This is a genomic window from Helicobacter sp. TUL, from assembly GCF_002287135.1.
In the GTDB taxonomy this organism is placed as follows: domain Bacteria; phylum Campylobacterota; class Campylobacteria; order Campylobacterales; family Helicobacteraceae; genus Helicobacter_F.
Map to the genome: position 1 here is coordinate 60,174 of NZ_NESU01000001.1, position 15,024 is coordinate 75,197.

Genomic DNA, 15,024 nt, shown 5'->3' on the forward strand with positions numbered 1-15,024 from the left:
TTGTGAAATGTATTGTTACTATATTGACCAAATCCTTACAAAACTACTTTTGCAAGGTTTGTTGCAAAGCACCCATAGATTCTATAGTATCTAGGACTTTTGCACCTTGATCCATCTTGGTCATATCGCCCAATGTTTTTGTTGTTTCATTCACGATATCAAGATTCATAATTACCACAGCAAAGCTTTTCATAATAGGATACAAAAAACTCTCTTGCTCCATTTTTTGCGCAAAATTATGCACAAAGGAAATTTGTGTCACACCAAATGCTACAATCGCCACTAATACAAATGATTTACAGAATCCAAAGATAAGTCCCAAAGACCTATCAAGGCGTTCAATCACGGTATTATGCAAACGTCTTGTAATAATTTCACTAACAAAAATTGCCAAAAGCCACACCACACTAAGCACAATCACAAAAGCCAAAATCGCATTAATTTGTGGCGAAAAATTATAAACATGTGTCCCAAAAATTTCACCCGATTTTACATTAAAGCGCGCCGCCAAAAATATCCCAATTAGCAATCCAATAAAACTGCCAAAACTTCGCACAAAGCCTTGATAGATACTCTTTGCACTCAAAAGCACAACCAAAATAAGTAAACAAATATCAATATAACTTATGTGTTCCATAATCCAAATCCCCTAATTTACGCATCACAAGGATTTAAGCCTTTAAAGCCCTATAAAGATTCCCAAAATCAATCATATAAGATGCATTACACTCGCGGACGCGCTTCATTTACACGCAAAGTGCGACCTTCAAAGTCTTTGTTATCAAGGGCTTCAATAGCCTTTAGCGCTGCTTCATCTTCCATTTCTACAAACCCAAACCCCTTAGGTCTACCACTCTCTCTATCATTGATAAGCTTGACAGAAAAAACCTCACCAAATTGTGAAAAAAGCTCTTGCACACTTTGTTTAGTCGCTGAATACACCAAATTCCCTACATAAATTGTCTTCACTATAACTCCTTTTTTCCTGCACTTTAAAGTTGTCTCACCAAAAGGAGTTAATACTGCATTTAGTGCAACAAGCTAAAGAATAGGTTTTCACGATTGTATCCTTATAAGCTTAAGAGAAAACTGAAATTATAAAATTATTCATTTCTTAGCACACTTAGCGCCTCTACCTTTGAAGCTTTGTATGCAGGGTAATACGAAGAGAGACATACAATAATACTAGCTCCCAAAATTGTCAAAGTAAAATCCACAAAAGACAAATCTAAAGGCAATTTATTTGTCCCATACACATCTACAGGTAGCGAAATGATAGGAAATGTATCCAACACAAAAAGCGCGATAAAATTAAGCACCACACCAAAGATAATCCCACTTCCACCCACAAATAACCCTAGCCAAAAAAATGTCTGCTTAATCTCTTTTTTACTCACACCCAAAGACAACATAAGGGCAATTTCCTTGCGCCTTGTCATCACCACCATAAGCAATGAGCTAATAATATTAAGACTAGCCATCAAAATAATAAGCAAAAGCACAATAAAAAGTGCGCGTTTTTCTAATTCCATAGCGGAGAAAAAGTTACCATTTTGCTCCCACCAGCCCTCTACACCAACCCTTTGTGGAAAATGCTCCTGTAAAAATGCTTTTAAAACTTCAATATCTTGAAATGGATTTGTGCTAAAAATATGGATTCCATCATACAAGCCAGAATCTAGTTTTCTAATTTTTTGCAATGCGCCTAAATGCGTGTATGTATAGGCTTCATTATATGCCTTAAGCCCAGAATCAAACACTCCTGCAACATCAAATCTCTTACTTACTGGCGCCAATCCCAACGCGCTAGGTTCTACACGAGTAAAATAAAATCCCAATTTATCACCCACATCAACAAAATAGCGATTTTGAATCTCTTTGCCAACAAGCACCGCAAACTCTTGAGACTTAAAAGCCTCTAACGCCTTAGAATCTAATGTGCCATCTTGTTTGCTAAAAACCTTACGCACAACCTCATTTAGTTGTATTTCAGAATCTATATCCACGCCTATCATAACCGCAGCATTCATATCATTCCCAACGCGGCTTAGGGCATTGTATCGCAGATATGGACTAAAGATAAAATGCGGAAACTCTGCCTTTAGGCTTTGCAAGATTTCATCATCAACACCTTGATATGTGATTGAATACACACTCAAAGGATAATTCATCACAAAAAGCTTTCGCTCAAATTCCTTAGTCATACCATTCATAATCGCCATCGCCACACAAAGCACCATCACACCAATCCCAACACCAAGAAATGCCAAGATAGCGGTGATACTAATAAATGGTTGTGTTTTATCAAAACGCAAGTATTTTGGAAGCAAAAATAACACAAGTTTGTGCATTATGCTAAAAGCCCCTTTTTTGGTCCACTTTTGCCATGGCAGAGTTTATATTTTTTACCGCTCCCACAAGGGCAAGGATCATTGCGTGCAATTTTTGTTTGTTTTTTTGGCGTATCTGTATTATCTTTATTAAAACTTACATTTGCTTCTTCTAGTTCTTGTAGCACCTTATCAGCGAATTCTTCTACCTGATCTTGTGGCTTTAGGCGCACGATTTGCAAAGTTTTTGTTGTTTCAATTTTGAGATTTTCTACAAACTCCAAAAATAAGTTATAGCTTTCTTTTTTGTATTCTACAAGCGGATCTTTTTGATTATAACCGCGTAGCCCAATACCTGTTTTGAGGTTATCCATCACATACAAATGCTCACGCCACGCATTATCAAGCACTTGCAAATAAATGATACGCTCAATCTCATTGCGTTGGGCAGAATCTACAACCGACATTTTTTCCTCATACGCCTGACTTACTTCCTTAAGCAAAGCCTCATATAATTCCTCATATTCAAGATTCTCTAACCCCTTAGGCTCAAATCCCAAATCTTCTCGCACAACAGCTACAAGGCTACTCACATCAAAATCTACACCAGCTTCTTGTGGCAAAACCCCTGCTTTTTGCATAAGAAATGCAATTGTAGATTCACGATTTGTCTCTATTTTTTCGCGCATATCATATTGAGGATTTAACAAATCATCGCGTAATTTATAAATTGCTTTGCGTTGTTCATTTGCCACATCATCATATTCAAGCAAATGCTTACGAGATTCAAAATGCAAATTTTCCACCTTTTTTTGTGCGTTTTCTACTGAGCGCGTTACAAGGCTAGATTCTATGTGTTCGCCATCTTTAAGCCCCAAACGCTCCATAATGCCCTTAAGCTTATCGCTACCAAAAATGCGCAACAAAGAATCTTCAAGGCTAAGATAAAATTGACTAACTCCGGGATCTCCTTGCCGTCCAGCACGACCTCGCAACTGATTATCAATCCGCCTACTCTCATGCCGTTCTGTCCCAATAATATATAATCCGCCTAATTCACGCACCTCATCATCAATTTTAATATCCACACCTCGCCCTGCCATATTTGTGGCAATCGTAACCGCACCTTTTTTCCCAGCATCTTTGATAATTTCTGCTTCCTTGGCGTGTTGCTTGGCATTTAACACCGTGTGAGGGATTCTGCTTTTTTTAAGCAATTCATGAAGCAATTCACTGCGCTCAATACTCGCTGTTCCCACAAGCACGGGTTGACCTCGCTTGTATAGCTCTGTAATCTTAGCAATCACTGCCTCAAATTTTTCACGCTCACTTTTATAAATAAGATCATTTAAGTCTTTTCTTTGCACAGGGACATTGGTAGGGATAGACACAACATCAAGATTATAAATTTGCAAAAACTCGCTCGCTTCGGTTTGTGCCGTACCAGTCATACCTGCAAGCTTGTCATAAAGCCTAAAGTAATTTTGAAATGTAATATCAGCAAGTGTTTGGGATTCTTCTTTGATATCAACCTTTTCTTTTGCCTCGATAGCTTGGTGCAAGCCCTCGCTAAATCGCCTACCCTCACTAAGTCTGCCGGTAAACTCATCAACAATCACCACCTCACCATCACGCACAACATAATCTTTGTCTTTCATAAACAAATAGTTTGCTTTAAGAGCCTGATCAAGGTGATGAGAGAGAGCAGCATTTTCAATACTATAGAGATTATCAACACCAAAGAATTTTTCAGCATTCTTAATGCCCTCTTCTGTAAGCAAAATAACACGATTTTTTTCGTCTATATGAAAATCCTGCTCGTTTTGGAGTTTTTGTGCCACAGAATTGGCAAGTTGGTAGTTTTCCATTGTGCGATTAACAGGTGCAGAGATAATAAGTGGGGTGCGCGCCTCATCGATAAGGATAGAATCTACCTCATCAACAATGGCAAAAAAATGATGTTTTTGCACCTTTTGAGTAAGATCATATTTCATATTATCGCGAAGATAATCAAAGCCAAATTCATTATTTGTCCCATACACGATATTGGCACTATAACATACTATCTTTGTTTCATCATCGCGCAAATCTGAAGTGATAATCCCAACGCTTAAACCCAAAAAATTATACAAAGGCTCTAGCTCACCTCCATCGCGCTTAGCAAGATAATCATTGACTGTGATTACATGCACACTTTTGCCACTAAGCGCATTAAGACACGCGGCAAGTGTCGCTACGAGCGTTTTACCCTCGCCAGTTTTCATTTCAGCAATACGCCCATCATGGAGCGCCATACCACCGATAAGTTGCACATCAAAATGTCGCATACCAAGCACCCTTTTAGATGCCTCACGCGTAATTGCAAAACTTTCACACAATACAGAATCTATACTTTTGCCCTCTTGTTGCACCGCAATTTTTAGGGCTTCAAATTCCGCTTTTAATGCGCTATCATCAAGTTCGGCATAACGAGATTCTAGTGCATTAATCGCACGCACTTTTTCTTGATACACCTTAAGCATTTTTGTATTTCTTGAACCCAAAATCTTTTCAATAATCTTGCGTATCATAGCTTTATCCTTATTGCAATATCATCAAATAATAATTTCTATATGTAGCACGCACCAACAACGCATTAGATAAAAAGTGAATCTACACTTTCGTTATAGTGGATTCTGCGTATCACTTCGGCAAAAAGTGGCACAACGCTAAGCACTTTGATTTTTGTGCTTTTGTGTGCCAATGGAATAGAATTGGTTACCACGACCTCATCAAGCACACTTTTTTCTATGCGTTCAAATGCAGGACCACTAAGCACTGGATGTGTCCCAAGAGCGATCACACTCTTTGCGCCTCGTTGTTTAAGCACATCAGCAGCCTTACACATCGTCCCAGCAGTATCGATCATATCATCAATCAAAATGACATCTTTTCCATTCACATCACCGATGATATTCATCACTTCGCTTTGGTTAGCTTTTTCGCGTTTTTTATCAACAATCACCAAATCAAGTCCAAGCTTATTTGCAAAATATCTAGCCCTAGCAACGCCCCCAATATCAGGACTTGCTACGATAGGATCACTAAAATGCTTAGATTTAATATAATCACGAAATACCACAGAACCATATAAATTATCAACAGGAATATCAAAAAATCCCTGAATCTGCCCTGCGTGTAAATCCATAGTAATAAGGCGATCTATCCCAGCATTTTGAATAATATTAGCCACTAACTTTGCAGAAATAGGCACACGCGGTGCAGCCTTGCGATCTTGTCTTGCATAGCCAAAATATGGCACAACTGCATTAATCGTATTTGCCGCACTCCGCTTTAGTGCATCAGTCATAATCAAAAGCTCCATAAGATTATCGTTTGTAGGAGCACAAGTAGGTTGGATAATAAATACATCTTTGCCACGCACAGATTCACCAATTTGCACATTGATTTCTCCATCACTAAAACGCGTGATAGACGCACTAGAGAGTAAAATGTCTAAATACTTACTAATCTCACTACCAAACTCTGGATGTGCCGATCCACAAAAAATCTTATAACTCCTCATTGCCTACCTTTTATTCCTCTAAATTAAACCCTGCATTATAAAAAACTTTAGCTTAAATCTTGACCCTTTTTGTCCTTGGGACTTATAAGAATAGGCACGCCGCTAAAATCATAACACTCACGCAAGGAATTAACAAGATAACGTCTATAACTAAAATGCAAACTTTTTGGACGATTCATGACAAGAGAAATTTGAGGCGGACGCGTGTCAAACTGCGTGGCATAATAAATCTTTACAATCTTGCCATGATCGCTTGGAAGATGATGTTTTTTTGTAGCCTCAAGGATTAGGGCATTAAGTTCAGAAGTAGGAATACGGCGATTAAAATTCTCCCACACTGCTAGAATCTGCTTTTTTAGTGTCATGATATTACGCTTTGTGAGAGCGCTTACACACACCACCGGCGCATATTCTAAGAATCTAAATTTATAGCGCAATTCTTTTATCATAGCCTTATGCTCTGTGTGTGCCTTATCCCATTTATTAAGCACGATGATAACCCCAAGATTATGCTTAGGGACAAGTGCGCTAATTTTTTCATCAAGCTCGACAAAGCCCTCACTCGCATCAAGAACAAGGAGTGCAATATGAGATTTTTCCAAAGCCTTATTTGTCCTATCAAGCGCATATTTTTCAATACCCTCAATCTTACCTGCACGGCGGATTCCTGCGGTGTCGATAAATTCAAATATATGATTTTCAAACTCTGTGCGCTCATCAACTGGATCGATAGTTGTGCCAGCGACATCACTAACAATGCTACGCTCTATGCCCAAAAGTGCGTTAAGCAATGAGCTTTTGCCCACATTCACACGCCCAATAATCCCTACTTTGATAAGATTCTCATCAGATTGTGTATGGATAGAATCTGCATTAGAATCTAGAGATTGCGCAGATTGTGCCATTTCAGCAGAGTGCAAAAACTCCTCTAAACTCTCGTCATCGTCGGGATTATTTTGCACCAAATCCAACGCCGCACCAATAGATTCAAGCAAGATACTTAAACCACGATTATGACTTACAGAAATAAAAAATAACTCCTCCACGCCAAGCTTTTGGAATTCCCACGCACTTTCCTTGAGTTTGTCATTATCGATTTTATTTAACACCAAAAAGACACGCTTATGTTTTTGAATCTTGCGTAACACTTCTTTATCTTCATCATCGATTGCCCCACGCCCATCGACCATATACAATACCAAATCCGCACTAAGTCCTGCTTGTATGCTCGCACTAGAGACGCGTTTAAAAAGTTCAGCCTGTTTATAAGCATGTTTTTTTTGTTTTTTATCAGTAAGAGATTCTGCATTTTGCTTGGCATCAATACCGCCTGTATCAAGCAAAATACATGAAATGCCATTGATACGACACACGCCCTTTTTAATATCTCGTGTCGTCCCACTCACATCAGAAGTAATAGCGTCTAATTGATTGCACAGGCGGTTAAATAGCGAGCTTTTGCCCACATTTGGTTTGCCCAAAATCGCAATGGTTTTCATCATGCTCCCTTAAAGCAAAGAAAATTTAGGCGATATGTTACAGTAACTTTGATACAAAACATATTAAAGGTTGGTAATGAAAGGCATTCTAGGTATTTTATTTATCGTATGTGGTGCATGTGCAGATACATTTGTCCTCTCTCAAGAGCCACAAACACATAATCAAATCGGCTTTGTTGAGGGCAATTCCTATCCATTGCAAACGCAAGATTTTCGTCTAGGTGCATACAATGAGAATTTCGCACTTTATATCATTTCCCAAACACTACAAGATTTTATCGAGGGAAAAAATTTAGAATCTACAGACAAAATCCGCATCATTCGCACCAAAAATGGCTTTATTAGCACGCGATCAGATTCAAATTCTTACTACACTAGCAATAACAAAACAAACCTATATGCGCAAATCGCACCAAAAACATATGCCCTAAAAGCAGTCAAACCCGACATTTTAGTCATAGAAAACTTTTCAAAAGACATCATAGAAAATTCGTGTGTCCTCATACGCAGCAATGTCTTCATACGCAATGCAAGTCGTTCAGAAATTATTTTAGATTGGAATAAAAATTATGCGCGAGATTCACAAAATATCGTTTTTTCACTAGAATGCGACACGAATACGCAAGAAACACTATAGATTCAGCAAGAGTAAGAGATTTGGGGTTAGATTTATCCCAAATCTCTATGGAAATTATTGTTTAAGGTTTAGAAGTGTGTTTAGAATCTGATCGGAAGTTGTTACGGCTTTTGAGTTAGCTTGGAATCCTCTTTGCACAACAATAAGCTGTGTAAGACTGCGACTTAAATCCACGTTACTCATCTCTAGCTTACTTCCACTCACACCACCACGCCTACCAGTGTTTGCCGCTCCAACCATAGGTTCTCCAGAGTTTCCGGTGCGTGAAAAGACATTGCCACCTTCAGCCTGCAAACCTGCATTGTTAGCAAAGTTGGCAAGTGCAACTTGTGCTAGGGCTATGGATTTACCATTACTAAATGCTCCAAGCAATGATCCATTAGAATCAAAGCGTATATCCATCAAATCCCCTGCTTGATAACCATTTTGGTTAATAGCATATGTTTCAGATATTTTATCCACGCTTGTAAGACCGCCAAATGTTTGGTTTGCCCCAAACTTAAGCTCGATACGCTGAGGATTACTACCATTTTTAGGATCTATTTGCACAATAGGTGGATTCATACCAGCAAGACTTCCATCGCTGTTAAATGTCGCTCTACCGCCCTCAAAAATATTAGGACGCTCAGCAGTCCCACCGATAAATTGTGCAGGTTCAGGCACGATAGCTCTAAAACTCCATTCTGCATCACCTGTCTTCCAAAACTCAAAACGCAAATTATGCTTACTACCCAAACTATCTACCACATCAACACTCGTACTATGCGTGGTTTTGTTGATTTTTCCAGACGCGATGACAGGACCACCTTCAATAAACATTGAGGTATTTAAGGCTTTCATAGTATCTCTAAAGAGAATATTTGTTGTAATTTTTCCTGAAGAGTGCGCACTCACATAAATATTAAGATTTCGCACCTCACCATCTTCATCATTTTGATTTACCATTTCAAACATACCATATTTATTTACCGTTACACCAACACTCGCGGTGCTCTCGTGGTATTGTTTTTCAGGGTTTTTAATCATATTGGCATCATATTGAATCAATGCGCGTAAATCCTCTGTAGTGCGGAATTGTCCTGTTGTAGAATCTGCGTCATTTGATTTTGTGTAGCGATACCTAAATGCAGTGATATCTTCCTCTCCCTCTACAAAGTTTGCAAATGCTCCTGTCCCTCCGGTAGTAATACGAATATTTTTAACCTTTTCGCTTCCATCCATTTGGTTGCGGTTTTCTAATCGCAACATACCAGAATCTACATATGCCTCTACACCGGTTTTATCGCGATATGCGTTAATAGCATTTTGTGCAGCTACGACATTACTAATACCTGTGAGACCAGAATTGTTGCTAAAGGTTATAACCTCTCCATTAATTCCTATAGTGCTTACTTCATCTGTGCGTTCAATCTCATTGCGTATCACAGCGTTTTTATAGCTTATCCAAATACCTTGATTTTCTGTCAAGCCAAATGCATCACCATCACCATTAAATAGCACACCAAAATCTTCACCCACCTGTGCAAGACGCCCTCTAGAATCATACACCGGTGCTACGCCATCAGCAGCAGTTGCAACCGTAGAATCTAGTGCGGCTATATCCGCTACACTTTCTGTGTGTCGTCCGGCATTGAGATTAGCGCGCAATGTTACGCTTGTGGTTGATCGTGCAGGCATTACCATACCTGGATCTATTTGGATATTACGCACTGGACCGGTATTATCCACTCTAAAAAAGTCAAACTCACTCATTTGTGCGGTATTAGCGCTATCAAGCGTATCTCTCACCCAACCTTGCACCACATACCCACCTGTAGTTACAAGATTTCCATTGGCATCAAAAAGAAATTCTCCATTACGCGTATAATTATGTGTAGTGCCGCGATCAGGGCTTATAATAAAAAAGCCATCACCCTCAATAGCAATATCTGTCTTTACATCTGTATTTTGTGTATTACCTTGAGAAAAAACCTTTGTAGTTGCCTCCACGCCGACACCAAGACCAATTGAGTAGTCATTTTGTCCTCCCAACCCATTTTTATAGGGTGAAGTCGCAATCAGCTTAATTTGTGAAAGCATATCAACAAATGACGCCCTAGAGTATTTAAAACCTACGGTATTTACGTTCGCAATGTTGTTACTTTCCACATCCAATGCAACTTGATGGGCTTGCATACCACTCACACCAGACCACAGAGACCTTAGCATATGTATCCTTTGTGTTGAAAATTTTCATTTATGTTTTGGTTTAAAGCAAAAGTTATGCCAAAATACTCTGCTTAATTTGTAACCTAAACATAATTCTTCTTTACAGCTTGCTTTAAAGCAAGGTTATGTAAAATCCCACACAATTTTTACAAAATTTATGAATCTTATAAGGAGAGGCTATGCAGGTTAAGCGAGTGCTAATTAAATTTTCTGGTGAAGCATTGAGTGGCGCGAGTGGATTTGGAATTGATATAGGCATTTTAGAATACATAGCCAAAGAAATTAAGACGCTAAAAAACGCAGGATTTGAGATAGGGCTAGTGATTGGTGGGGGCAATATCATACGCGGAGTGAGTGCCGCACAAGGTGGTATCATTCGCCGCACAAGCGGAGATTATATGGGTATGCTTGCCACCGTGATTAATGCTGTGGCGGTGCAAGAAGCACTTGAATCTTTGGGCGTAGAAGTGCGTGTGCAAAGTGCTATTGAGATTCAAGAAGTGTGCGAGAGTTATATTCATCGTCGAGCGATTCGCCATTTACAAAAGGGTCGAGTTGTTATTTTTGCCGCAGGAACGGGAAATCCATTTTTTACAACCGATAGTGCAGCGACTTTGCGTGCTATAGAAATTGAAGCAGATGTCATCATCAAAGCAACAAAAGTTGATGGCGTATATGACAAAGATCCCAAGAAATATCCCGATGCCAAAATGCTAGAATCTGTAAGCTATGAAGAGGCATTGCGTGAGCATATCAAGGTGATGGATGATACTGCCATAGCCCTTGCGAGAGAAAATAAGTTACCAATTCTTATTTGTAATATGTTTAAAAGTGGAAACTTGCTAGAAATTTTACAACACAACAAAGGTGTGTATTCGATTGTAAAATAGTGTGATAGTGCGTTTTAAGCTTGGAATTTTTATAATTACAGGCAGAATTTCCCTAAATAATTTTGTTTCGAGGTCCTTATGCTAACACTAAAACAAGCGCTTAATCTCAAACCGCAAGAGATTACAGAACTAAAACAACGCATCAAACAAAAAGCCAAAGAAAATATGGAGCTAAACGCCTATATAGGCGAGATTGAAGATTCTAATGATGAGGGTGTGCCAATCCTCATTAAAGACAATATCAATGTAAAGCATTGGGAGATTACCTGTGCCTCTAAGATTCTAAGAAGTTATAAAGCTCCATACAACGCAAGTGTAATAGACAATCTTCACAAAAATCATATGTCGGCGTTTGGTCGTGCAAATATGGATGAATTTGCTATGGGAAGCACTACAGAATCTAGTTGTTATGGGCGCACAAAAAATCCGCGTGACACCTCAAGAGTGCCTGGTGGTAGCAGTGGTGGCTCTGCGGCAGCGGTAGCTGGTGGTTTGGCAGTGGCATCATTAGGAAGTGATACGGGTGGATCTATCAGACAGCCTGCGGGATTTTGTGGCTGTGTAGGTTTGAAACCTACATATGGAAGAGTTAGTCGATATGGGCTTGTAGCCTATAGCTCAAGCTTGGATCAAATTGGACCAATTACCCAAAATGTCGAAGATGCAAGCTTACTTCTTGATGCAATTAGTGGGTATGATAGCAAAGATTCTACATCGCTACAGCTCCCTTCTACAAACACTTTTGCTAACCTTGATAATAATATCCGCTATCGTGTGGGGGTCTTGCGTGAGTGGCTAAAATGCGCAGACACACAGACACAAGAGCGCTATGAACAAACTATCAAGCTTTTAGAATCTATGGGGCATACCATAGTCGAACAAAATATGCTAGAAACAAACTACCATATCTCTGCATATTATATTATTTGCACAGCCGAGGCTAGCTCTAACCTTGCGCGTTTTGATGGCGTGCGCTATGGCAATCGCGCTTCACATTGCAAAAACCTCGCTGATGTATATCTCAATACGCGCACACAAGGCTTTGGTGATGAAGTCAAGCGAAGAATTATGCTAGGAAACTTTGTGCTTAGTAGCGGATATTATGATGCCTATTACCTCAAAGCACAAAAAGTGCGTGAGCTTATCAAGGCACAATATGCAGAGTTGTTTATGTCGTGTGATGTGATTTTATCACCCATAGCACCAAGTGTTGCGCCTAAATTTGGTGCATCTGCCTCGCCTTTAGAAATGTATCTAAGCGATATTTACACAATTGGCGTGAATCTTGCGGGATTACCGGCGATTTGTGTGCCTTCAGATTCACTCTCAACCCTTAAAGGTTTGCCTATTGGTATGCAGTTTATTGGTAATCATTGCGAGGAACAAACAATCCTCAATATCGCCTATGGTTTAGAAAAAGAACTTGGTAACTCATAAATCTAAGGAGTTTTTATGAAAATCTTACAAAAAGCCCTCACATTCGAAGATGTTTTGCTCATTCCTGCATATTCGGAAGTTTTGCCCAAAGAAGTCAATCTCCAAACCAAGCTTACCAAAAATATCACACTCAATATTCCTCTTGTGTCCGCGGCTATGGATACGGTTACAGAATATCGTGCGGCTATCACTATGGCTCGACTTGGGGGGATTGGGATCATACACAAAAATATGGATATACAATCCCAAGTTGATCAAATCAAAAAAGTGAAAAAAAGCGAGAGTGGCGTTATTGTCGATCCTATCTATATCCTAGCTGATGCGACACTTGCCGAAGCAAAGGCTATCACAGATAATTATAAAATCTCTGGTGTGCCGGTGGTGGATCATTATGGCAAGCTCATTGGAATCTTGACAAATCGCGATGTAAGATTTGAGACAGATTTACAAAAAAAAGTGGGTGATGTCATGACAAAAACCCCACTTATCACCGCAGATGTGGGGACCACACTAGAACAAGCACGCGACATTATGCACAAAAACAGAATCGAAAAACTCCCTATAGTCGATAAAAACGAGATTCTCAAAGGGCTTATCACTATAAAAGATATCCAAAAACGCATCGAATATCCAAATTCTAATAAAGATGATTTTGGGCGATTGCGCGTAGGTGCAGCAGTTGGTGTGTTTGGCTTAGAACGCGCACAGGCGTTAGTAGAAGCTGGGGTTGATGTGCTTGTGTTAGATTCTGCACACGGACATTCAGCAAATGTCATACGCACACTAAAAGACATTAAAGCCAAGCTTAGCGTTGATGTCATCGTGGGGAATGTCGTAACACCTCAAGCAACGAGGGATCTCATAGAGGCTGGTGCTGATGCGGTAAAAGTGGGTATAGGACCTGGTAGCATTTGCACAACAAGGATTGTGGCAGGTGTGGGTATGCCCCAAATTTCAGCCATAGATCTTTGCGCACAAGCTGCAAAAAGCTATGATATTCCTATCATTGCCGATGGAGGTATTAAATATTCTGGTGATATTGCCAAAGCCTTGGCTGTTGGTGCTTCAAGCGTGATGATAGGCTCACTCCTTGCAGGGACAGAAGAATCACCTGGGGATTTGATGATCTATCAAGGGCGACAATATAAGAGTTATCGCGGTATGGGTAGTATCGGTGCGATGACACGCGGTAGCGCAGATAGATATTTCCAAGAAGGGACAGCGCAAGAAAAACTCGTGCCCGAAGGTATCGAAGGGCGTGTGCCATATCGTGGTAAGATTAGCGATGTTGTGCATCAGCTTACAGGTGGCTTAAGCTCGTGTATGGGTTACTTAGGAAGTAGAAGTATCACAGAGCTTTGGGAAAAAGCAGAATTTGTAGAGATCACTTCAGCAGGGCTTAGAGAATCTCATGTCCATGATGTCATCATCACACAAGAAGCACCAAATTACCATGGATAAAGCGTGAGATTCTAAGCAATCTCTGCTTTAAGCAGATCTTAGATTCTATTATTTACTAATATCCCCAACTAAATTGTGTCGTGTTTGTATCCAATGCCCTAAGGGTTTGCATATCCTCCACACTCAACGCAAAATCAAAAATTTCAAGATTCTCTTGCATATGCTTTAGATTACAAGCTTTTGGAATAGCTATAATGCCTTGTTGCACCAAAAACCTTAATGCTACCTGTGCGACACTTTTGTGATAGGTATGTGCAATGCGTATTAAACTAGGATTAGCAAAAAGCTCACCCTTGCCTGCTATAAAAGGACTCCAAGATTGCACAAGTGTGCCATAAGCTTTCATAGCTTGGAGCAAATGTGGCTGTTGGTAATATATATGCACTTCACATTGATTAATAGCTGGTGGTATCTCGCAAGTCTTTACAAACTCACTAAAAACACTTGGTATAAAATTTGACACACCTATGGCTTTAAGTTTGCCTTGCTTATAGGCACTTTCCATAGCATTATACATTGCCTTGGATTGTGCATAAGGTTCGTGAAGCAAAAGTAAATCTATATAATCTAAATTGAGAATCTTAAGAGCAGATTCTATACTTTTTATCGCATACGCGCCACTCATATTGCTAGATAATTTAGTAGTAACAAAAAACTCTTCACGCTTTAACCCATATGCCCTCATAGCGTCTCGTATCGCTGCGCCTACTTGCGATTGATTTCCATACATTTGAGCGGTATCAAATAGGCGATATCCACAATCTATCGCCATCATAAGTGTATGTGTGTTTGTCACTCCATAAGTCCCAAACCCAAGAAGTGGTATCATCAATCCATTATTAAGCGTCTCATACACCATAATATCTCACTCCTTATTTACAAAACTACATATATGTATACTATGTATTATGATTGTATTTTAATAAATCCTTAATATACTTTATATAATACTTATAAAGTTAAATATTATTTAACTTTTACTCTATATTTTTTACTT

General features: G+C 39.4%; 12 protein-coding genes. 4 read left to right on the forward strand and 8 right to left on the reverse strand.

Features of this window, described 5'->3' with window-relative positions; all coding sequences use genetic code 11:
* Positions 1-43 precede the first annotated feature (43 nt).
* The 6 genes from B9T66_RS00360 to der form a co-directional block, all read right to left on the reverse strand.
* Positions 44-637 carry a CvpA family protein gene (locus B9T66_RS00360; RefSeq protein ID WP_095627009.1) on the reverse strand — a complete coding sequence of 198 codons (594 nt, stop codon included), beginning with the start codon at positions 635-637 and terminating at the stop codon, positions 44-46.
* A gap of 86 nt (positions 638-723) precedes the next feature.
* Entirely contained in the window at positions 724-969 is a 246-nt protein-coding gene (locus B9T66_RS00365) for an RNA recognition motif domain-containing protein (protein ID WP_219350210.1), read from the reverse strand.
* A 134-nt stretch (positions 970-1,103) separates the two neighbouring features.
* Positions 1,104-2,351: an ABC transporter permease gene (locus B9T66_RS00370; protein ID WP_095627011.1), complete on the reverse strand. Its 1,248-nt coding sequence runs from the start codon at positions 2,349-2,351 to the stop codon at positions 1,104-1,106.
* Complete coding sequence (secA, locus tag B9T66_RS00375) at positions 2,351-4,900, reverse strand: preprotein translocase subunit SecA (protein ID WP_095627012.1); 2,550 nt, start codon at positions 4,898-4,900, stop codon at positions 2,351-2,353. The genes B9T66_RS00370 and secA overlap by 1 nt, the downstream gene beginning before the upstream one ends.
* A 65-nt stretch (positions 4,901-4,965) precedes the next feature.
* Positions 4,966-5,895, reverse strand: a complete 930-nt coding sequence (locus tag B9T66_RS00380; RefSeq protein WP_095627013.1) for a ribose-phosphate pyrophosphokinase — start codon at positions 5,893-5,895, stop codon at positions 4,966-4,968.
* Positions 5,896-5,942: 47 nt separating this feature from the next.
* On the reverse strand, positions 5,943-7,394 hold the full coding sequence (der, locus tag B9T66_RS00385; RefSeq protein WP_095627014.1) for a ribosome biogenesis GTPase Der: 1,452 nt from the start codon (positions 7,392-7,394) through the stop codon (positions 5,943-5,945).
* 76 nt (positions 7,395-7,470) lie between these two features.
* Here der and B9T66_RS00390 point away from each other — a divergent pair, with 76 nt between their 5' ends.
* The gene (locus tag B9T66_RS00390; protein WP_095627015.1) at positions 7,471-8,031 is read left to right on the forward strand and encodes a hypothetical protein; all 561 of its coding nucleotides are present in this window, start codon (positions 7,471-7,473) and stop codon (positions 8,029-8,031) included.
* A 54-nt stretch (positions 8,032-8,085) separates the two neighbouring features.
* Here the strand turns inward: B9T66_RS00390 and flgE are convergent, their stop codons facing one another.
* The gene (gene flgE / locus B9T66_RS00395) at positions 8,086-10,239 is read right to left on the reverse strand and encodes a flagellar hook protein FlgE (protein WP_095627016.1); all 2,154 of its coding nucleotides are present in this window, start codon (positions 10,237-10,239) and stop codon (positions 8,086-8,088) included.
* Between the two features lie 179 nt (positions 10,240-10,418).
* On the opposite strand from flgE, the gene pyrH reads away from it, so the two are divergent.
* From pyrH to guaB, 3 genes are all read left to right on the forward strand, one after another.
* Positions 10,419-11,129, forward strand: coding sequence for a UMP kinase (gene pyrH / locus B9T66_RS00400; protein ID WP_095627017.1), 711 nt, complete (start codon positions 10,419-10,421; stop codon positions 11,127-11,129).
* Positions 11,130-11,207: 78 nt separating this feature from the next.
* Positions 11,208-12,566, forward strand: coding sequence for an Asp-tRNA(Asn)/Glu-tRNA(Gln) amidotransferase subunit GatA (gene gatA, locus B9T66_RS00405; protein WP_095627018.1), 1,359 nt, complete (start codon positions 11,208-11,210; stop codon positions 12,564-12,566).
* Positions 12,567-12,581: 15 nt separating this feature from the next.
* Positions 12,582-14,027, forward strand: a complete 1,446-nt coding sequence (gene guaB / locus B9T66_RS00410) for an IMP dehydrogenase (RefSeq protein ID WP_095627019.1) — start codon at positions 12,582-12,584, stop codon at positions 14,025-14,027.
* Between the two features lie 55 nt (positions 14,028-14,082).
* Here guaB and B9T66_RS00415 read toward each other — a convergent pair whose 3' ends face one another.
* Positions 14,083-14,886 carry an aldo/keto reductase gene (locus tag B9T66_RS00415; protein WP_095627020.1) on the reverse strand — a complete coding sequence of 268 codons (804 nt, stop codon included), beginning with the start codon at positions 14,884-14,886 and terminating at the stop codon, positions 14,083-14,085.
* Between the last annotated feature and the right edge of the window lie 138 nt (positions 14,887-15,024).

What these genes read in the sequence shown, in the direction of transcription:
- secA (WP_095627012.1), bottom strand. Translation starts at nt 4,900, where the DNA reads ATGATACGCAAGATTATTGAAAAGATTTTGGGTTCAAGAAATACAAAA.
- flgE (WP_095627016.1), bottom strand. Translation starts at nt 10,239, where the DNA reads ATGCTAAGGTCTCTGTGGTCTGGTGTGAGTGGTATGCAAGCCCATCAA.
- guaB (WP_095627019.1), top strand. Translation starts at nt 12,582, where the DNA reads ATGAAAATCTTACAAAAAGCCCTCACATTCGAAGATGTTTTGCTCATT.
- der (WP_095627014.1), bottom strand. Translation starts at nt 7,394, where the DNA reads ATGAAAACCATTGCGATTTTGGGCAAACCAAATGTGGGCAAAAGCTCG.
- B9T66_RS00380 (WP_095627013.1), bottom strand. Translation starts at nt 5,895, where the DNA reads ATGAGGAGTTATAAGATTTTTTGTGGATCGGCACATCCAGAGTTTGGT.
- B9T66_RS00390 (WP_095627015.1), top strand. Translation starts at nt 7,471, where the DNA reads ATGAAAGGCATTCTAGGTATTTTATTTATCGTATGTGGTGCATGTGCA.
- B9T66_RS00415 (WP_095627020.1), bottom strand. Translation starts at nt 14,886, where the DNA reads ATGGTGTATGAGACGCTTAATAATGGATTGATGATACCACTTCTTGGG.
- B9T66_RS00370 (WP_095627011.1), bottom strand. Translation starts at nt 2,351, where the DNA reads ATGCACAAACTTGTGTTATTTTTGCTTCCAAAATACTTGCGTTTTGAT.
- B9T66_RS00360 (WP_095627009.1), bottom strand. Translation starts at nt 637, where the DNA reads ATGGAACACATAAGTTATATTGATATTTGTTTACTTATTTTGGTTGTG.
- pyrH (WP_095627017.1), top strand. Translation starts at nt 10,419, where the DNA reads ATGCAGGTTAAGCGAGTGCTAATTAAATTTTCTGGTGAAGCATTGAGT.
- gatA (WP_095627018.1), top strand. Translation starts at nt 11,208, where the DNA reads ATGCTAACACTAAAACAAGCGCTTAATCTCAAACCGCAAGAGATTACA.